The following is a 21,031-nucleotide window of genomic DNA, read 5'->3' on the forward strand; positions in this document are numbered from 1 at the left end:
ATCGCTAGACTGAATAAATAGTAGCATTTATTAGTAAGATGACTAAAAAAGCAAAGTTAGCTAACCCTAACTTTGCTTTTTTATTAGTCTTTTATTAAGGCAAATCATTTCCAGCAGCAAAATAAACGTCGTACCATTCTTGTTTCGTTAGAACAACATCTGAACTTGCCGCACTTTCTTTAATACGTGTTGGGTTCATCGTTCCTAAAATAACTTGCATGTTGGCTGGATGACGTAAAATCCAAGCCGTTGCAATAGCATTTTTATTGGTATCATATTTTTTAGCCAATTTAGCTAGTAATTCATTTAACTCAGGGAATTTATCATTATCGACAAATACCCCTTCAAAGAAACCATATTGGAACGGTGACCAGGCTTGGATCGTCACTTTTTTACGACGAGAAAATTCTAACACACCGCCATCATGATCAAACGAGCGTGTGTCAGTCATGTTTGTATGCATCCCATAATCGATCATTCCAGTATGCATGATCGAAAATTGTAATTGATTGATCAATAATTTTTGATCTACCTGAGCTTGTAATAATTGAAATTGCTCTGGATTGAAATTCGACACCCCAAAGTGACGAACTTTTCCACTGGCTTGTAAAAGATCAAATGCCTCGGCAATTTCTTCTGGTTCCATCAATGGATCTGGTCGATGCAATAAATAGCTATCTAAATAGTCGATACCCATTCGTTCTAAGATCCCATCAACGGAATCTAATAAATGTTGTTTAGAAAAATCGTACCGTTTTTCATCACCCGTGACAATTCCACCTTTTGATTGGATATAAAATTGATCACGCGCAATATTTGCTTCTTTCAATGCAGCACCAAAAATTTCTTCTGATTTCCCATCACCGTACATATCAGCCGAATCAATAAAATTGATTTTACTTTCAATTGCTGTATCTAACACTTCGGCAGCTTTTGTTGGCGTTAAGGCTGCCATTCTCATAATCCCTAAAGCTACTGCTGAAGTTTCCCAATGGCTACCGCCAATTTTTCGTTGTAACATTTCATTCACCCTTTCTGATAAAACGCTTACTACTTATAGAAGTATAGACTATTTTGTCGTTAAAATAAATGAAACGTTTTAAATCTCTGTAGCTTGACCGACGGATATTTTCTCCGTATGCTTAACTAGGAGGGGGTTGCTTATGTATTCATTACTCAAAAAAGTTATTACCGAAAAAGATATCTATCGACAAATCATTCTTTTAGAACAATTATTGAACCATCAAAAGCTGACTGCTAAGGAATTAGCTCAGAAAATTGCAACGACTGAACGAACAATTTTTTCTGATCTTCAACTGATCCGCAGCTACCTGCCAAAACAATGGGAATTGGAAACTGATAGCAACGGTATCCGTTTGATTGCTCATAAAAAGGCACTGACGAATGATATCTGGGAAGCTTTCCTACCCCATTCTGTTAGTTTACAATTAATCAAACAACTTTTTTTAAAAAAGGAATTGAATGTCACCCAGTTTTTAACGGAGAACGGTATTTCCTACGAAACGCTTAAACGTCAGCGAACAAAAATCAATCAACAATTACGTTCTTATAATATAAAAATTTTACTGACTGCTAAAAATGCTCGCTTGATTGGAGATGAAAGCGCAATTCGGATTTTTTATCATCGACTGTTATTGCCATTCACTCATAATAATTATTTTTTTGAAGATTATTCGATTCATGAAGAGCATTACTTGTATTTTTTAGAAAAAGAATTGCCCAACGAACTAAGAATTCAAGCTGAACAGATTTTTGGTATTTGCTGGTTCTTCATTAATACCATCCGAAACAAAGCCGGCTGTCGGATCGATCACTTTTCTTTCGCAAAAAATGATACTTTATTTTTAATGTATCGATCGCCGCTAAAAAAATTATATGAAAAAGAAGGGATTTATTTACACACTGAGGAACTCTTCTTTGCCTTTTTCTGCTTTTTAGAAAGTTGGAATTACAACAATCAATTTGGTGAACAAATAATCGCTGTCTTAGCGACTGATTATTCTCAGCTCTTAACCTCCGCCACAAAAACCGTTCAAGAAATTGCTGAAGAATTTCATTTGCCGCAATTAGTAACCACTTCTTTGACGGAAAACGTATTGTTACTCTTATTAAAATATGCCGAGTCACCGGCGCTTTCGAAACAATTCCAGCTAGAATATCATGAGTTGATCAATCAACATAAAGACGAGCATCGTTTTTTGTATCAAATAGGATTAACATTATTTGAACAATTACCACAGTTTTCTAGTAGTGAAGATACGACTTATTTTATCAATCTCTTTTCATTATTGACTCAGCAAGCTATCGTTTCAATTCGACCTCATAGAAAAACCGGCTATTTCATTTTTCAAAGCGAGCCTGCTTGGAAAAACTATTTGCAACAAGAACTTTCCGATTTATTGGGAACTCGTATTCAACTGATTTCAATTGAGCTTTCACAGTTAAAAATGCTAACTATCGAACCAGGCTCATTTATTATTTCTAATATTCCTTTGGATGCACCTCCGCTTCCTGTGATCTATTTGTCTACCCTACCAACAAAAAATGAACTCAGCCAATTGACTGAGCTCACTTCTAATACGTATCTATAACCTATCAGTTAGTCGTTCATATATTGACTAACTGATTTTGTTTTTCTTTGAATAATTGTTTTGCTGATTTTCTTTTCGATTTCTACAACTAAGAACAATAGTAACGCATTCCCTGTAATCACCAGTTGTTGACTTAAACTCAAAGCGGTTGTACCGATCAATTGTTGTGCAAACGGAAGGAAAATCACCGTTACTTGTAAGACTAGCAAGATTCCTAACGAAATAAACAACAATTTATTTTCAAAAAATCGCCGATTGATTGCTGGATCGACTAGCTCACGACAATTGATCATATAGACAGCTTGACCTAAGACGATACTTTGTAAAAGAATCGTTTGTTGTAAGGCACTACCATCAAAACGCATTGCCAGTAAGTAGGCCGGAACCATGATCAATAAGGATACATAAACGATCCGGAAGAAATTATATCCTGATAAAATTCCAGCTTTAGTATCTCTTGGTGGCCGCTTCATGGCATCTTCACTGACTTTTTCAAACCCTAGTGCGTAAGACAAAGTAATCGTTGTTACCATGTTGACCCAAAGAATTTGAATCGGTGTCAACGGCAAGGGACGATTCATCAATAACGCTACGATAACGATCAGTCCTTGAGCTAGTGCGGTCGGTAAAAAGAAATTGATCGTTTTTTGAAGATTATCAAAGATCCGACGGCCTTCTTTGACTGCATTGACGATCGTATAAAAATTATCATCTGCTAATACCATGTCCGCAGCTTGCTTGCTTACTTCACTACCTTTGATCCCCATAGCGATACCGACATCGGCTTGTTTTAATGCTGGCGCATCATTTACGCCATCGCCAGTCATCCCTACGATTTCTTCTTTTTTCTGTAGCGCCGTTACAATTCGCAATTTATGCTCTGGCGTTGTCCGAGCATAAACATCCACTTTATCGACTACCTCGGATAATTCTTCATCCGATAGTAAATCAATATCGATTCCTTCTAGCACTTTAGAAACATGCTTCAAACCAATTTGTTCACTGATTGCTTGCGCTGTTGCTTTATGGTCGCCCGTGATCATTTTTACCGAGATTCCTGCTTGTTGGGCTTGTCCAACTGCTTTGATCGCACTTTCCTTTGGTGGATCGATGATTCCTGCCATCCCAACAAAAGTCAGTTCGGTTAAGTTTTCGTGAGTCAACTCAGTAGAAGAAACTTCTTTATAAGCAAACCCTAAAACACGCTGGCCCTTACGTGCAAGCGATAATCCTTTTTCTTGCCACTCGCGTTTTTCTTCGTCTGTTAACTGTGCTTTTTCTAGCAAAACTTCTGGTGCACCTTTAACAAAAATAATATATTGATTCGCTTTATCATGAAGTGTTGCCATGTATTTATAGGAAGAATTGAATGGGATTTTTGCTAAAATAGGTTTCAATTTCATTTTTTCTTCAGAAATATACTTCAGCAATGCTCGTTCAGTTGGATTTCCTTGAATTTCTTCAATTGTCTGATCATCCTTTGTTTTCAACTCTTGGCAATTGTTCATGATTTCTTTTATGGTAACGGTATTTTTTGTTAGGACATCCGTAACAGTCATTTCATTTTTTGTTAATGTCCCTGTTTTATCTGAACAGATCACCGTCATTGATCCTAAGGTTTCAACTGTTGGCATACCTTTGATAATGGCATTTTCTTCTGCCATTTCTTTGACACCCATTGAAAGGATCATCGTCATAACCGCGGGCAATCCTTCTGGAATCATCGAAACAATCAATGCAATACTCGCAGAAAATAGCAATCCCCAATCCATTCCATACCTAAAACTAGTAAAGAACAATAAAAACACGATCAATGCGAGGATTCCACGAAAAATCTGTTTGTTTAGCTGGTGCATTTTTTTTACTAACGGTGTTGTTTGAGCTTGAACAGATTGTAATGCTTGATTGATTTGACCGATTTCTGTCGTATCACCGGTTTCTACAACTATTCCGCGCGCCGTTCCCGTTTGAACCAAGGTACCAGAAAAGGCCATATTCAACTGATCTCCTGCTAAGGCTTCACCTGCAATCGTGGCAATATTTTTTTCAACAGGCTCCGATTCACCTGTCAGTATTGCCTCCTCCACTGTTACATCGTGACTTTCAATCAGACGTAGATCCGCGGGTACGACATCGCCTGCTTTTAATAGCACAATATCGCCTTGCACCAATTCTTCTGAAGTAACATTCACTGGCTGGCCTTCGATCAATACCGTTGCTTCTTGTCCCATCATTTGTTTCAAACCGTCTAAAGATTCTTCTGCTTTTCTTTCTTGCCAGTAGCCAACAAAACCATTCACGATTACGACTAAGAAAATGATACTTCCTTCAATCACTTCTCCTGTTAAAAATTTTAAAAGAGCAGCACCGATCAACACAAGCATCAATAAGTCCGTAAAATGCTTAGCAATTTTCTTCCATAATTTTACTTGTGCTTTTTGTGCTAGTTTATTTGGCCCATTTTGTTCCAAACGGATTTGACGTTCGTTCTGAGTCAAACCTGACTCAGCCACCGTAAATTGCTGTCTGATTTTATCTATCGAAAAAGTATACCACTTCATATGTATTCCCCCATTTCATTTGCTGTATTAAGAATAACAACAATTGCTTTTTATCGAGGGTCGATAATTTCAGCGATAGCTGAAATTGTTGCCAAATAAAAAAGCCTGCTAATAATAGCAAGCCAAAATAACGCATTATCTTCTCTTATAAATGTAACATCCTAATAAAATAAAGATCGCGCTTATCTTTAAAGTTTGTCAATAAAACTGACGTAATAAGGGACGTTAATAAAAATGCTTACCTTGTTAACCAGTGATCTTCCCTTAAAGCAAATAGTGCTGAAAATTTTGCGAAAACTAAAACAAAAGTAGTCAGAAAAAAATCAAAGGGTGTAATAAACAACCACGATAAAAATTTTTCCCCACTTTTCATGTGTGGACTGCCTAAGAGATAAATAGCAGCTTCTAAGTATCGCGTACTTAATTTTAAAACAATGTAAAAATAAATAAAATTGTAGTGTCCTTGGCTAAGAGCAACTGCCACAATCAAGTAAAAGGCGGGGACCGTTGTCCATTGGACCATTCCTAGAAACGGAAAGAATAAATCTACTACTGATAAATTAGTTACTTGGAAAGGAAAATATTTCCAGCCACCCTTTCCCCAGCGTTTTCTTTGATTCCATAATCCTTTAAAGGTCGTGGGCATGTCCGAAAAAACTAACGCTTCTTGGACACCGATCGCTTTACCGGCAATTTCGCTATACATACATAATTGTCGATCATCGCTATAAGTCCCTGAATTCAAATAATGAGGCAAATTATCAAATAAGATCTCTTTCCGATACATTGAAAGTGCTCCTGAAGTTGTTTCTAAAGAACCCGTAATGGAACGAGAAGCTCTAGTAACAAAACAAGAAACTCCAATATTTATATCAGAAATACGTGTGATCCAATTAGTATTATAATTTCTCGTCACTACAAAACCGGTAGCGCCCATAACTTCTTTATCTGCTTCAAAAGCCATAATCAATTTTTCTACAGCATTTTTTGCCAATACAGAATCAGAATCTACCGTTAGGATAAAATCAACCGTTTGTTCCTCTATATGGTTGATTGCGCATCCTTGTGCATGACGTTTTCCTTTGTTTTCTTGTCTATGCCACACAACGTCTTTTGCTTCGTATGGCTTCACCTCAGGAACAGATCCATCATCCACTACATGAATTTCTTGTACTTTAAAAGTTTGTTCCTGAATCGAGCGAATCGTATTTTTTAATAGTTCTGGATCTTCATTATAGGCAGGAATAATTGCGATCACTCTTGCTTCTTTTAATGTATCTATTTTCGTTTGTTTTGGTAACCAACGGAAAGTATAACTAAAAAAACATACTAATAAAACAAGTCCATAAATCCCCCATGGAAGAATCAAAAATCGCGGATAATTTTCTTCATACACTAGATAATAGAGTGTCATTAGCACGATAGCCATCATTATTAGACTAATCAAGACATTCAGTATTTTACGATCCTTCATTTACTGTACTCCCATCGGTTTGCTCTAATTGCTCTTGATAGCTTTTTGGGTCATATTTCTTTTTGCGTGTTGTATAGCGATAAATGACACAGCCAATTAGTAAAACTAAACTAATAATCATTGTTGTCAAAGATATTGCATAAAAGATCATGAAAATAAACCTCTCCTTCTGGCTTTTCCTAGCAGCACTCAATACTTCGATCAAAAAATTTTTCTCTCTTTGTATCAAATAAAATCGTAGAATATTCACTTAGCTGTTGATAATCAAGACAATCATGATCTGTTAACAAAATAACCAAGTCATAGTCATTTAACTTTGAATAGTCAACATCTAGAACAGTTCTTTGACCACACATAGCTGTTAAAGGATCCATCAATGTTACTGTAATCCCTTGATTTTCTAATGCATCGGCTAATTCTGGCGCTGCCGAAAGACGTGTATCAGAAATATTTTTTTTATACGTTACTCCGACAATGGCCACGGAGGCATCAAAGATTGGGATTCTTTGTTCATTCATAAGTGAATAGATTTTAGAAACAGTATGCGGGATCATTTGTTGATCCAATTGACTAGCCGCATTGATCATCGTTGTCTCCAAACGATGTTGTTTCATGTACCATTGTAAATAATATGGGTCTACACCAATACAATGGCCTCCTATTTTAACAGCTGGATCAAATCGCATAAATCCAAAGGGTTTTGTTTCTGCCGCAGACAAGACTTCTTTCGTATCTAGATACAATTCACTACAAATCAAATGCAATTCATTCGCTAACGCAATATTTACAAAACGAAATGTATTTTCATATAACTTTGATAATTCAGCTACTTCCGGACTAGAGACAGAGACTGCTTGTTCTCCATAAAAAGTGGTCCCCAATTGTTGGCACTGGTCTGTATACCCGCCCACCAATTTTGGGGTGTTATGGATCGAGTATTGTTGGTTGCCTGGATCGATTCGTTCTGGCGAGTATACAACAAAAATAGATTCTCCGATGGTCCAACCTTGTTTTTCTAGAGGATCAATAATATATTTTTGGGTTGTCGTTGGATACGTCGTACTTTCTAGAACTAGCAATTGTCCTTCTTGTACACGACTAAGTATTTCTTCCAGTGCCGTTTCTAAATGAACCATATACGGCTGATTGTTTTGATCTAAAGGAGTAGGAACATCAATCACGATAACATCACATTTCGTAATATCATCAAAAGATGTCGTCACTTCATTATTCTGAATAAAATGATTTACCGCATGATCTTCAATATCATCAATATAACTTTTTCCTTCTTCAAGGAGACGAATTTTCCAATCAGATATATCGATTCCTGTTACTGGAAATCCTAATTGTCCATAATGGATCGCATGCGGTAACCCTACATACCCTAAACCTACTACCGCAACTTTTGCGCTTTTCTTTTTTATTTTTTCTAGTCTTTCAAGAAAAATAGTTTTCTCTTTTACTTGTTCCATTTAAATCTCCTTTTTTAAATTAAAATTAATCAATATCTTTTTAAAAAATTAAGCTATTGCAACAGTTTTACTATACAATGGAATTATCCTTATTTTCCTTCATAATGTTTTTTTTCGAACAAATAATTTGCTATATTTCACATATATTACCTATTTATAAATAACAAAAATGCTATTATTCACAACTGATTGTACTAATCGTATATTTTCACAACAAAGGTATAAAAAGATCCGTCGTTGTAGTTACCACTTTATTAAAAGGAGGAGATTACTTGTTTGGATTAGATAATCGAACGTTACTAAGTAAAGATATTATTGAGATACTAGATCAAGTTGATTATGGCCTCTCCGTTGAGGATATCCAAAATAAATTAGGTTACAGCAATCCTGTTACTATTCTTTCAGTCTGCAAAGAAATTACAGCTGTTATCAAAAAAAACTATATACATAATCATTATCAGCTTGAAATTGATAATTCCAAACGTGGATTATTTGAATTGAAACGTTATTCTACAAATCTACAAAGTCTGTATAAAGAAATTTTTTCCAAAGATATCGCCTATGATATTTTGATGGTTTTGATACAGAAACGATCGATTTCTAGCGAAAAAATTTGTCAAACGTATAATATTAGTCGTTCTACTTTACAGAGAAAAATCAAAGCAATCAATAAAGAAATTGCAGATTTCCAAGTCTACATTACCTGTTCAGAAAGGATCCAATTTAAATCTGATGAATTGCTTATTCGTTCCTTCTCTTATTTCTTTTTTTGGAGCATGCATCGTGAATTAGATAATACCTTTTGGTTTCCAGAAGGTGAGCAACACCTCTTTAATGCTAAACGGATTTTGGACTATCTTGGCTGTGCATTTGATCCAATAAAAAGTCGTTCATTGGCTTTATGGATTCAATTTTTTTCTATTGGGATCGCTAAAAAGAAGACCTTGAATTTTTCAGCTGAAAAATTACAATTCTTAGAAAGCTGTCAAATTCCTGAATGTCCCGATTTTTTAACAGCTTGGAGCAACCTTGAATGGCGGACATTAGTTGGTGTGATTTATGTCTCTAACGTTTATGAATATGAATTAGTTTTTCAAATCGAAGCTGTCGAACCCTTTCTCTCTGCAGGGGATTTATGCTATGAGGACTTTGAAAGAGCTGCTGAAAAACAGTTTTCTTCTATCTCCTCTTATGAAAAGACAAAAATCCAGCGCGAAATTGCCCGCTATCAATTATTAAATTTATTTATCAATCCACAAGCAAAAAAAGTTTACGTGCGATTACAAATCATGTATTAAGTTTTGATTTTCTTAAACAAAATTATCCTACTTATTGGGAGAAATATGCGTATTTTTGGAATGACTTAAAGAATAGTTTGCGTATGGATGAACAACATTCTTATATGCGCTATCTTTGTTTAACTATCTGTTTAGCTATCTTTCCTTTGAAAGACTATTTGCCAGAAATTAAGATCCATCTGACATCTGATGTAGATTCGGCCTATAAAAACTATCTAAAACAAGCAATTGCTTTACACTTTAAAAATTTCTACTCCTTACATTTCATTGATAATTTTAAACAAGCAGAAATTATCGTTTCAACTTTGCCTTTTCCCAATCAATATTTAACTCCCTCACAAAAATCATTAGTAATCCGTGCACAATTGAGTGAGAAAGACTTTGGTGCTCTGGAACAACTACTGAAAAAACATATAAAATCAGGAAAAAGCTAATAAGCAAGCTCAATAGCGATGTTTCTTACATCCACTAGTGAGCTTGCTTATTATGATATTATTTTGATTTTGCCGTCTTACTCCATAAAAGCTTTCGAAAGAATCGAATAAATAAAAGAATCAGAATAAAGACAAGAATTGCCAGTCCTAATTGTATTAATCGCTGGTCCTTAACAGATTTTATGACTTGAGTAGCCACCTACAATACTTTTTCAATTTCTTTATTTTAATGACGATATATTTTATATTACATACTCTTTATCAATAGATACTTCTAGATTAAATCAAAAAAAATATTTTATAAATTATTTTTTTTCTCAAATCGATTCCATAAAAATTAAAAAAGATTAACCAAATCTTGCTCTTGGTTATTTATTTGAAAAATATACGTTGGCTTCTTCGTTGCAGAGATATTTTCGTTATACGTACTTAAGATAACATCAGAATCATTAAAATCTCTATTGCTAGTAGAATACTCAATAAAGTCCAATCGATCTAAAAATAATATAATACGTTGGATAGCTAAATAATTAATAACTGGAGTAATCATAACTTGTAGTTTTTTTTCTACTTCTGCTTGATAGTAAGGATAAACTAGTAGCGTTAAACTATCTATTAATCCTAGACTAGAGTATTTTATCCATTGGAATGATTCTCGTCTTAAATACGGTTTAAAAAAGAGTTGAATTTGTTTTTTGATAGTTTTAAATTCTTTCTGTTTATAGCGTTTATATTCACTGGTCTCATTCAAAGTGAGGCCTAAAAACATTTGCATATTACCATTTATTAAATAATGAATATCCAATATCCCAAATATATTTACTCTATCTTTAGGCAACAATTTTATTTTATTTTGTAATATTTGTTCTTCCACATAAATAATGAACTTTTGAACTAATTTTACAAATACAGGATCGATCTTTTTAAGTTCTTCGAAAAATAATTTTACTCTAAGCAATCTAGGGTCCTCATCAGAAGAATAATAAAATGCAAAAATAAATTGAAACTTGAAAAGATTAGCTAAATAAACAACTTGATCTTCATCATCTGTAAATTTTCGATGATAGTCATTCAAAATATATGTAAATTCGGGGTATAGATTTTCACAACCTTTCACTGGCAACACTAAATAACCTTGGAGTGTTCGAATTTTAGAAATCGCTAAATGAACCACTACTAACTCTTCTGAAATGTTTGACAAATCATAACATCGCAATTGCTTAGACATCCATCTTTCTTGAGTTAGCTTCAAATTGGAATATTCGATATCTTTTCCTAATGAACCAACCCATAGAACTTTCATATAAAGATAGCGTATTTTTACCTCACTACCTGTCAAACAAATTTTTGAAAAATTAATTTTTAAGTCCATCTGTTCCACATAATCTTTAAAATCATTTAACGCTCGCAACGCAGTCGAACGACTGATAAAATGCTCTGTTAAAAATTCTTCAATATGTTCATTTTTATGAAGCAATGACGATAAGACAAATTGATAAGGCAAGCCTCTATTGATTAAGTACCGCACGTATTCATTAAAATAAATATGTTCAGCTGTTACTACCAATGTATTGGTACTTTGTAATAGCTCTACATTAAATAATTCAGCGATTTCTGTATTCATTTCAGCAATAAGAACATTGAATTTTGTACGTGAAATTTTAATGTTCTTTTGTATATCAGAATAATGAATTTTAATATCTGGGCGATCCATTAAATACGATAAAATCTTCAACTTAGTTCTTGATTGAGAATCCAATAATACATCTTCCAACTCCATTCGATCCCTCCTAGTTGATCAAATTTCATTAAATAAAATTGAAGTTTTTGAGCAAAACCTAAATTAGTTTTAATTTTTTCATAACTTTATACATCAAATAGTATCATTTTTTTATTTTTTTTTGAATTTTTTAAACTTACTTTTTATTAGGGATTTTGGATATTTTTTTTGCAAAAAGCCTTCAACGATATGTCTTGACATAAAATTGAATATTGTGAAATATAATTTTCTTTCATCGCCTTAAGAAATTATTAATAAATATGTTTTGTTTTTAAATGCCTAAACATCAATGAAAAACTTAGTTATTGATTCTTTTATATGTTCCGATTATAACTAAAGCAACAGGAGAGTTTGTGAAAAAGGAGGGTGTAAATTGAAGAAGAAAGCATATGTTACAAGTTTTTATTTGTTTATTACGCTTGTCACTATGTTACTTAATAGTTTTTTAGGGTTGAAGTCTGTATTAGCAAATGATTTTTCAATTATTTTTAACAATGAACAGTTGGTACTCAAAAAAAAGGTTACTTCGACTGCTAATGATACGAACTGGCAAATCGAATATCAAAAAACCGAAGGAAAAATCGCCTTTCAATTTATTGATGATACTGGTCAAATAATTTTGCCGCAAAATTCGACTAATTTTGAATCTACTCAAGACAAATGGATGATGGAAAAAACAATTAAAAATACTGGTGTATTTAACTTTACAACAACCAGTAGTACCAAAGAAATTAAATTATACGCAAAAATCTACCAAACAAATTCAGATAAAGAAAGTATTATTTTTCAAATTACTGATCCACTACTCATAAAATCTGATATCACTGAACAAGCAAACTCTATAACAGATACTACGAAAAAGATACAGCAATCTTCTACTTCAAGTGCTAATACAACAACTTCTAGCTCTGTAGAAGATACTACTATCAGTAGCGAACAGCCAAAAGCAGCTCTGAAAGCTACGGCTGCCGCACAGGTTTTAGCTATTCCTCTAAGTGGTACTGTTTCTAACTCTGATCCTTTTGCTTATACACAAAACAGTACAGGAAATTTTTTAACCAATTCAACAAACTCATATACTAATAACCTGACGTCTGAGTACATTAAAAATTATACTTTTAACCGCTCCTTAACTGAAGGTACTTCGACAGTAAAGAATATTTTTTCAAGTGGTAGTCTAACATTTGAAAATGGGTATCATGATTACGATGATGTCTTATTAAAAAAGACGATCTCACCTACAAGTGATCCAACACAATTTAATATCCAGCTAGATATGATCGGTAAAGCTCTAGTTAACCGACAAAAAGTTGATGTTATTTTTGTAATCGATAAATCATCCTCTATGAATGATCGCTTAGGATCTTCTGGATCACGTTGGGACACCGCTCAAACAGCTTTGAAAAATTTTGCTGATAATCTATTGAATTCTTCTAATAATGACACAATTCGCATGGCCTTAGCTAGTTTCGGCTCTGTTGAAAAAGTTCCTTTTGCTGATATTGCCAAATTTAATAATAGTTTCTTTATCAATAACTCTACCACATATAAAGATCATCCATTATTGAACCAAAAACCAGGGATCGACTCTAGCACTGGATCGGGAACACCAACTTACCTTGGACTAGACGCAGCTTATGCGCTAGCTACTAATACCCAATTTGGTAGTCGTACTGATGCTGCTAAGGTTGTTATCATGTTAACAGACGGCGAACCAACTTATACGACAAATGATACTTATTCATCCTTGACTAATCGTATTCTAGATCTACCTACGACAAGCTCCACAACTAAAAATCGTTACTCTGCACAACGAACAAATGGAACGTCTACCATTAACTATTTTTCAGGAAATGGCAGTAATGATCAATCAGACAGTACGATCTCTTATGTAAATCAACGAAACAATTCTTCATTATTTCAAAATATCAAAAAATATTCAATTGGTTATATAACTGGAACTAATAACGTCTTAAAAACAATCGGAACAGATGGCACTTATACAGCTAATAATGAAAATCAACTAACAACGATTCTTAATAGCTTATCCACAGCACTTACCGCCACAATTCAAAATGCTACTTTGTCAGACCCGTTAAGTGCGTTTGTCGACCTTATCAATACACCAACGATTCAAGCATTGAGCCTAGTAGCTAATTCATTGAATTTAATTGCAGAAAATAGCTTGAATTATCCAGCTTATGCTGATCAAGTTCAAAAAAATTTTAGTCCGAGCCAACTTCAACTATCTAATATCAATTTAGGAAGTGATAATGCTACTCGCCAAGGGTTACGCTTGAATTATAAGGTTCAGCTCAAGGAAGCATATCGTGATAATTTATTTTATCCAACAAATGGGATGACAGTTTTAACTAATCAATTAAATAATGCTGCTACTTACTATCACTTTGCTATTCCATCCGCTCGTGTCCCTAAAAAAACCATCGACTTGCAAGTCAAGAAAACGTGGGATGACAGCCAAAATAAATGGGGATTGCGAAAAGCTATTACTTTCCAATTACAACAAAAAATTGGAACTACTTGGACCAATGTCAGTGGACAAAGTAAAACACTTCCTGCAACTACTACCAACTGGTCAACTAGCTTTTCTAATTTGCAACAATATCAAAATGGAATCGCTATTGATTATCGAGTAATAGAAACTTCCGAAAGCAATGAATTTATTAGTGGGTATGAGAAGCCCGTCTACTCCCCTACATCAACTACAGCTGGAGCTACGTTAGAAGTAATAAATACATTGAAAACAACTTTTATCACATTAAAAAAATTCCAACCAGATGGGGAGACGCCTTTAGCAAATGCTAAATTTGGACTTTATTTAAAAAACAAACCACAGACGATGCTTCAAGAAGCTACTTCTACGACTGAAGGTAACGTGGTACTATCCGACTTACCCATTGGTAGTTACCTTTTGAAAGAAATAACTGCCCCCAATGGCTATTCTCTTATGAACGATCTAAATTTTGTTATCAGCCAGAATACACAAGGAGAGCTAGTAATTGATGGACTTCCCACAGAGAACAAGTTAATTAACCAACTAAAAGATTTTAAATTTAGCTTTACTAAAACTTCAACGACCGGAACTGCATTAAGCGGTGCTACTTTTGAACTTTCACAAAATGGTACTGTTTTAGAAACGAGTACTTCTACTAAGGATGGAACAGTAAGCTTTTCTAAAGAATTGCGTCCGGGGCAATATAATTTGAAAGAAACACAAGCGCCGGCAGGATACAGTACACCCACTAATCAATGGACATTAACCATTGACCAAAAACAAAATGTAACGATAAAAAATCAAACACAAGAAATTATCTACAATCAAAAAGCTCTTTTCGATACTGAAAAAAACAGCTGGATAATCAAAGATTTTAAACTGACAAATCAATTGAATGATTTTACTTTAAAAGTTTTGAAAAAAGATTCTTTTGGAAATTCATTGAATGGCGCAGTATTCAAACTGACTGGTCCTAATCAATATTCAAAAATAATTACTGGTGAACAAGCAACCTTTGAATTCATTGGTTTAAATCCAGGAACTTATAGTTTGAGTGAAATAAAAACACCTGAAGGTTATCAATCGTTAAAAGATAGCGTCACTATCTTCATTGATACCAGCGGAAAAGTAGTCATTGATCAGAAAGAACTCCCGTCTGTTTTATCGAAAAATGGAAATATTATTCAACTAGAAATTACCAATCAAGTACTCATGCCTTTACCAAAAACTGGTGGTATCGGATTGCTTCCCTTCATATTGATTGGTTTCATTACTGCTGCTACTTTTGGAACAGCTCTCTTTATACGAAGGGTTGGTGATCATAATGAAAACTAAGCTAATTTTCAGCTTACTATTTCTAGTGGCTTTCATCACGACCCTCATGCATCTACAAACTGTCCATGCAGAAGAAAAGCAAACAATTATTGTCAGTAGTTTAAAATTTGAAGATACAAAAGATCTTCAAATACAATCAAGCCCTGGAAAGCCTATATCAGCTTTAACTAAATTTACAGGAATTAACAATAAGAAGTTTCAGCTTTATGACGTAACTGATCTTTTTGTTAGCTTCAGACAAGCAAATTCAGCTATCAATGACTCAACGCTAGATACAAAATTCATCGCTAGCTTGACTAAAGATCAATTAGCAACGCATTCTTTCATTTCGAATACTACACAAACCACTACTTATGGCGATGGAACAATGGTTTTCAATGTCATTAAGGAAGACGAACAAGGCTATCACGTCTATCTATTAAAAGAAATTGGTAATGGTGATATTAGTTCTCCTATGCTGATTCGCTTACCAGTAATAGATCAAGGAAATGAACTAAACCCTATCTATTTATATACAAAAAATGTGATAAAAGTAGATCCTGTTTTCAAACCAGAATTAATAAAAACAATCAATGATAAAAAAGATAGTTATACATTTGGTGATGATATCGTTTATTCTGTTGATTTCACTATTCCTTCAACCGTTGAGCAGGCAAAAAGTGTGGAACTCTTGGATACGTATGATCGAGGTTTACAAAAAAAATCACTTACTAAACTTTCTATAGATGGGCAATTAGTACCCAATGATTTGTATACTGAACGAGTAAGTGATCAACACACGAGTTACTCATTTAAGCCTTCATCACTAACAAAGTATATCGGAAAAACTTTGACCCTTGAGTATACATTGCAATTAATCAATAGCACTGTTGAAAAAACACAGTATAACAACACCATTAAATTAATGATTTCAGAAAAAGAAATTTTAAGGGATCACGAAACCATCTCAACCGGTGGAAAACACTTCAAAAAAATTGACTTAGCCACAAAAAAACCACTGGCTGATGCGAGTTTTTATCTCACAAATGAAACTGGACAAATATCAAGGCTATCATTGGCAATCAGAGATTGCCCAGGCCCATTTTCTTACTTCTAATCAAAACGGGGATTTTAAAATCAATGGATTGGCTTACGGCAACTATGCCCTTAACGAAATCAAGCCTCCTAAAGGCTATGTAATAAATCAAGAACCTATCCCTTTTGAAATTGCAAAAGGAACATTCGAACAATCACCAATTCAGGCTTTAGAAATTGTCAATAAAGCATCTACGAAAGATACAACGACGAGTTCTGACAAAATGATTCCTATCGAACAGTCAGCCAGTCCGCGTAACCCAAATAACTCTCTCAGCTCTGAAATTTTAGGTATCACCCCAACAACACTCAAAAAATACGTTGCTACTGGGGAAAAAATATCAACTTGGATTACTATTTTAGGTTTACTATTGTTGTTCACTATTGCTTTGATTTGGAAAAAAAGGAGTGGAATAAAATGAATGTACAAACGAAAAAGTTAAATTTGTTACCTCTATTATTATTATTCATCCCATTGTTAGTTTTGGTAGGCAAACCAATCGTCGGTCATGCAACAGTCACTGGAAATACCCAACAAATTACTTTAAGGAAACTCGTCTTTGATACACTACCTACAGAACAAAAAAATACTGGTGATTTAATGGAGTGGGAAAATAGTACCCCATTAGCTGGTGCCGGTTTTACTGCTTATGATGTAACAGCGGATTATTGGGCAGTCTATGATCAAACGTCGGGAAATAAAGATGCCAAAGAAGCCGCTGCTATTGCCGCAGTCAAAAATATTTCTACTGTAGGTAAAGCATCCGTTGTTTTCCCTAACACAAATACTGGAGGAACTACGACATTAAATCTACCCGTAGTTTCAAATAATAAAAACGCCATTTATTTATTCAAAGAAACAACAACTCCTGCTGGCGCAAATGCGGAGAAATCTGTCCCGTTTGTCTTAGGACTACCCGTAGTAAATGCAGATGGTACAAATAAATCCACTGTTTATTTGTATCCAAAAAATGAATATAAACCTACTAGTTTAACTTTTAAAAAGTATGGTGTTGGACTAAATAGCACTGGGAATATGGAAGATCCCAAACCTTTAGCAAACGCTCAATTTATCCTAAAAGAAAAAGATGGTAGTTATTACAATACTACTTCTGGAAAATTTGATGCTACAGCCGAGAATGCTTCAAAATTTACTTCCGGTAGCGATGGCAGTGTTACAGCTGCAAACTTGATTTTAAAAGCACCTAGTACTTATGAATTTTATGAAGTAGACTCTACTATCGCCACAAGCGCTAGTCAGTCTGCTACTGAAACAACAGAAAAATATCATTACAGTAAAAATCCAGTCGTCACAGCAAAAACTGTTCGTGATCCTTCAACATCCATCTTAAGTGTCACGTATGACTATTACGATAAAGCATTTAACAAACAATTGGATAAAAAGAGTGCTGAAGCCTATAACTATTTAGTTCCCCAGCCTAAAAAAACTGTAGATATTCCTGACGCAGATATCGGACAAGAGGTCACTTACACATTGACACAACAAATTCCATTAGATATTCAGCAATATACTAAATTTGGATTTATCGATACTAAAAGTGCTTCTCTATCTTTGGGATCTTCAGATGCAGATATTTTAAATTCATTGAAAATCGATGGAAATGCAGTCACAGGAGTCTCTCCAACTATTATTAAAGCTGGAAATATGATCACCATCAATTTTTCTCCAGAACAATTAGCTAGTTATGCGGGAAAGACAATCACGTTAAACTTAAAAATGAAGATTTTACCCGAAGCTGCGTTGAGTACAGAATTGCCTAACACACTAGAATTCGATAACAATTTTAAAATTAAAAATTCAAAAGTGGCAATCAAAACTTATGGTAAAACATTTAATAAGATTGATGCAGATACAAAAAAACCTTTAGTAGGTGCAAAATTTGTAATTAAAAAAGGCGATTTGTTCCTTAAAAATACGAATGGGGAAATCAGTTGGGTAGCATCCCAATCAGATGCTACCATCCTCACTTCTGATGCTAACGGTTTAATTTCAGTCAAAGGACTTGCACAAAAAAATGGCAATACAACAATCAATTACGCCCTAGTCGAAACAGCTGCGCCGGAAGGCTATGTTATCTCTACTAAATCAGTACATTTCAATGCAGATGATGGCACGATTATTTTAGAAGTAGCCAATAAACTTAGTGGAAGCTTACCAATCACAGGTGGTATTGGACTTATCGCCTTCATTGTTTCTGGTCTTGCTGTAGCAGGTATTTCATTTATCTACTATTTAAAACGTCGGAAAGAATTCAATAACTAATTAAAAAAGGCTGGAAAATTATTCCAGCCTTTTTTAAATCAATTCACCGGAGGTGATCTGGATGAAACACAAATGGAAATTACTAGATTACTTTATGTTGCTTTTCTTCTTTGTTGGTATTGGAATTGTTGCTTATCCATATATTTCTCGTAGTCTTTCTACTATGTTTGATCAGCAGTATATCAATTATTACCAACGACAAGCGAATAAAAAAAACCAGCAAGAAATGGCTTCATTGGCAGCCAAACAAGCAAAGAAAAATAAAAAATTAACTAAAGAAGGCAATACGCCAGGCACAGCGACGTTTACAAAAGCTGTAGAAAATAAAAAAAAGGTAGAAAAAAGTAAAGATTATTTTGAACAACACACGATTGGGGCTTTAACCATTCCTAAAATCAATGTTAAATTACCGATTTTCGATGAAACCAATGACGTCCTTTTGCAAAAAGGAGCAACATTACTAAATGGTACTAGTATTCCAATTGGTGGGACTGCTACTCATTCTGTTCTTTCGGCCCATCGTGGACTTCCAGAAGCGTCACTGTTTGATCGCCTCCCCGAACTTAAACTAAAGGACGTTTTTTTTATCGCTATCAATAAAGAAACACATGCGTATCAAGTAGATCAAATCAAAGTCATCGAGCCAACGAATATTTCTGATTTAGTAATTTCAGGGACGAAAGATTATGTTACTTTGATGACTTGTACACCATATATGGTAAATACACATCGCTTAATCGTTCGTGGTCATCGAATCCCTTATAAAGTCAGCCAAAAAATGAACTTAGAAAAAAAGAACACTGAACAATCCTATTTGCGCATTACTATTAGCGTCATCATTGGTATGACGTTACTAATCAGCCTCATCTATTTTTTTAACAGACGGAAAAAAAGAAAAGTAACTTAACTTTTCAAAAAAAGAAAAAGCTGCGTCTTTTCAGACACAGCTTTTTTGATTAATGTAGAAAATCTTGAAGATCGTCTCCATATTTGTCAATTTTTTTAGTTGTAAAAATTGTTCCTGCTACTAAAACGCCACCTACCACTAATGTGCTAGCAACCATAAATTTAAAAAGTGTTTTCATGATAAAAGTCCTCCTAAGATTTTTTGCGACTCATAAAATAAGAAACAACAGCGACTAAAATAATTGCACCAATAATCGAAGGGATCAATGCCATCCCTGCCAAGCTAGGCCCCCAAGAACCAAGTAACGCTTGACCAATAAAAGAACCTACTAAACCAGCGATGATATTACTGATCCAACCCATTGAATTACCTTTATTCGTGATAGCTCCAGCAATCGCTCCGATCACAGCACCAATAATGATCGACCATAATAAATGCATAGATTTCCCTCCCTCTTCTTTACTTTGTTTATATAATTATCCTAGCATAAAACCTTGGATGTAGCCTTTAATATGCTTACTGATTGATAAGCAAACACATACTTACCCATTTTTTTGCGCAAAAAAACCTCACTCGATTGAGTGAGGTTCGATTGTTGTCAAACAACAATTATTTGCTTAATGAATCTTTTGCTTGGTCAGCTAGTGCAGTGAAAGCAGCTGCATCGTTAACTGCTAAATCAGCTAACATTTTGCGGTTGATTTCGATACCGGCAAGTTTAAGACCGTGCATTAATTTTGAGTAGCTTAAGCCGTTCATACGAGCAGCCGCGTTGATACGTGCAATCCATAATTTACGGAAGTCACGTTTCTTTTGACGACGATCGCGATATGCGTAGTTGTATGAATTCATTACTTGTTCTTTAGCTGTTTTAAATAGAGTGTGTTTAGAACCGTAGTAACCCTTAGCTAGTTTTAATGTCTTTTTACGACGTTTACGAGTTACTGTTCCACCTTTAACACGTGCCATGTTTAATTCCTCCTAATAAATAAATCATTGAATTTTTTAAGTTGTAAAGCGGGTGACGCAATTATTTCATGCGTGCCAATTGTTGGCGGATACGTTTGTAATCGCCTTTTGATACCATAGACGCTTTACGTAATTGACGACGTTGTTTTTTAGTTTTTCCGTGGAAACGGTGACTTGTAAAGGCGCGGAAACGTTTCAAACCGCCGTTACCAGTACGTTTTACGCGTTTTGCTAAACCGCGATGTGTTTTTTGTTTTGGCATGACTAAAATTCCTCCTACTTTTCATTTCGCATACTCTTTAACTAGAGTCAAAGA

Annotated in this window: 18 protein-coding genes; 8 read left to right on the top strand and 10 right to left on the bottom strand. The window is 34.5% G+C overall.

Annotated elements, in window-relative coordinates; translation table 11 throughout:
- Positions 1-94 precede the first annotated feature (94 nt).
- Positions 95-1,021, bottom strand: coding sequence for an aldo/keto reductase (locus RV04_RS07165; protein ID WP_071857795.1), 927 nt, complete (start codon positions 1,019-1,021; stop codon positions 95-97).
- A gap of 142 nt (positions 1,022-1,163) precedes the next feature.
- On the opposite strand from RV04_RS07165, the gene mafR reads away from it, so the two are divergent.
- A complete protein-coding gene (gene mafR, locus RV04_RS07170; protein ID WP_071857796.1) occupies positions 1,164-2,612 on the top strand; it encodes a global transcriptional activator MafR in 1,449 nt (482 codons plus the stop codon).
- Between the two features lie 8 nt (positions 2,613-2,620).
- On the opposite strand, the gene RV04_RS07175 is transcribed toward mafR, so the two are convergent.
- The 4 genes from RV04_RS07175 to RV04_RS07185 form a co-directional block, all read right to left on the bottom strand.
- Complete coding sequence (locus RV04_RS07175) at positions 2,621-5,173, bottom strand: HAD-IC family P-type ATPase (RefSeq protein WP_071857797.1); 2,553 nt, start codon at positions 5,171-5,173, stop codon at positions 2,621-2,623.
- 238 nt (positions 5,174-5,411) lie between these two features.
- Positions 5,412-6,647: a glycosyltransferase family 2 protein gene (locus RV04_RS07180; RefSeq protein WP_071857798.1), complete on the bottom strand. Its 1,236-nt coding sequence runs from the start codon at positions 6,645-6,647 to the stop codon at positions 5,412-5,414.
- Positions 6,634-6,798, bottom strand: coding sequence for a hypothetical protein (locus RV04_RS13225; protein ID WP_169818194.1), 165 nt, complete (start codon positions 6,796-6,798; stop codon positions 6,634-6,636). Before RV04_RS13225 ends, RV04_RS07180 begins: the two co-directional genes overlap by 14 nt.
- A 28-nt stretch (positions 6,799-6,826) precedes the next feature.
- Complete coding sequence (locus RV04_RS07185) at positions 6,827-8,119, bottom strand: nucleotide sugar dehydrogenase (protein WP_071857799.1); 1,293 nt, start codon at positions 8,117-8,119, stop codon at positions 6,827-6,829.
- 272 nt (positions 8,120-8,391) lie between these two features.
- On the opposite strand from RV04_RS07185, the gene RV04_RS07190 reads away from it, so the two are divergent.
- Positions 8,392-9,417, top strand: coding sequence for a helix-turn-helix domain-containing protein (locus RV04_RS07190; protein WP_071857800.1), 1,026 nt, complete (start codon positions 8,392-8,394; stop codon positions 9,415-9,417).
- Between the two features lie 83 nt (positions 9,418-9,500).
- Positions 9,501-9,851, top strand: coding sequence for a hypothetical protein (locus tag RV04_RS07195; protein ID WP_071857801.1), 351 nt, complete (start codon positions 9,501-9,503; stop codon positions 9,849-9,851).
- A 337-nt stretch (positions 9,852-10,188) separates the two neighbouring features.
- Here the strand turns inward: RV04_RS07195 and RV04_RS07200 are convergent, their stop codons facing one another.
- Positions 10,189-11,631, bottom strand: coding sequence for a helix-turn-helix domain-containing protein (locus RV04_RS07200; RefSeq protein WP_071857802.1), 1,443 nt, complete (start codon positions 11,629-11,631; stop codon positions 10,189-10,191).
- Between the two features lie 373 nt (positions 11,632-12,004).
- Here RV04_RS07200 and RV04_RS07205 point away from each other — a divergent pair, with 373 nt between their 5' ends.
- The 5 genes from RV04_RS07205 to RV04_RS07225 all read left to right on the top strand — a co-directional run bounded on the left by RV04_RS07205 (position 12,005) and on the right by RV04_RS07225 (position 19,746).
- The gene (locus RV04_RS07205; protein ID WP_071857803.1) at positions 12,005-15,481 is read left to right on the top strand and encodes a vWA domain-containing protein; all 3,477 of its coding nucleotides are present in this window, start codon (positions 12,005-12,007) and stop codon (positions 15,479-15,481) included.
- The gene (locus RV04_RS07210) at positions 15,471-16,577 is read left to right on the top strand and encodes an isopeptide-forming domain-containing fimbrial protein (RefSeq protein WP_071857804.1); all 1,107 of its coding nucleotides are present in this window, start codon (positions 15,471-15,473) and stop codon (positions 16,575-16,577) included. Before RV04_RS07205 ends, RV04_RS07210 begins: the two co-directional genes overlap by 11 nt.
- Entirely contained in the window at positions 16,507-16,977 is a 471-nt protein-coding gene (locus RV04_RS07215) for a prealbumin-like fold domain-containing protein (protein WP_169818195.1), read from the top strand. The genes RV04_RS07210 and RV04_RS07215 overlap by 71 nt, the downstream gene beginning before the upstream one ends.
- Complete coding sequence (locus RV04_RS07220; protein WP_084405559.1) at positions 16,974-18,839, top strand: pilin N-terminal domain-containing protein; 1,866 nt, start codon at positions 16,974-16,976, stop codon at positions 18,837-18,839. The genes RV04_RS07215 and RV04_RS07220 overlap by 4 nt, the downstream gene beginning before the upstream one ends.
- Before the next feature lie 61 nt (positions 18,840-18,900).
- On the top strand, positions 18,901-19,746 hold the full coding sequence (locus RV04_RS07225; RefSeq protein ID WP_071857806.1) for a class C sortase: 846 nt from the start codon (positions 18,901-18,903) through the stop codon (positions 19,744-19,746).
- Positions 19,747-19,795: 49 nt separating this feature from the next.
- Here the strand turns inward: RV04_RS07225 and RV04_RS13620 are convergent, their stop codons facing one another.
- From RV04_RS13620 to rpmI, 4 genes are all read right to left on the bottom strand, one after another.
- A complete protein-coding gene (locus RV04_RS13620; protein ID WP_281246546.1) occupies positions 19,796-19,924 on the bottom strand; it encodes a hypothetical protein in 129 nt (42 codons plus the stop codon).
- Positions 19,925-19,937: 13 nt separating this feature from the next.
- Entirely contained in the window at positions 19,938-20,186 is a 249-nt protein-coding gene (locus RV04_RS07230; RefSeq protein ID WP_071857807.1) for a GlsB/YeaQ/YmgE family stress response membrane protein, read from the bottom strand.
- A 169-nt stretch (positions 20,187-20,355) separates the two neighbouring features.
- On the bottom strand, positions 20,356-20,715 hold the full coding sequence (gene rplT, locus RV04_RS07235) for a 50S ribosomal protein L20 (protein ID WP_071857808.1): 360 nt from the start codon (positions 20,713-20,715) through the stop codon (positions 20,356-20,358).
- Positions 20,716-20,776: 61 nt separating this feature from the next.
- Positions 20,777-20,977, bottom strand: a complete 201-nt coding sequence (rpmI, locus tag RV04_RS07240; RefSeq protein ID WP_010742869.1) for a 50S ribosomal protein L35 — start codon at positions 20,975-20,977, stop codon at positions 20,777-20,779.
- Between the last annotated feature and the right edge of the window lie 54 nt (positions 20,978-21,031).

Origin of the sequence: Enterococcus hermanniensis, from assembly GCF_001885945.1 — a bacterium.
Classification (GTDB): domain Bacteria; phylum Bacillota; class Bacilli; order Lactobacillales; family Enterococcaceae; genus Enterococcus_A; species Enterococcus_A hermanniensis.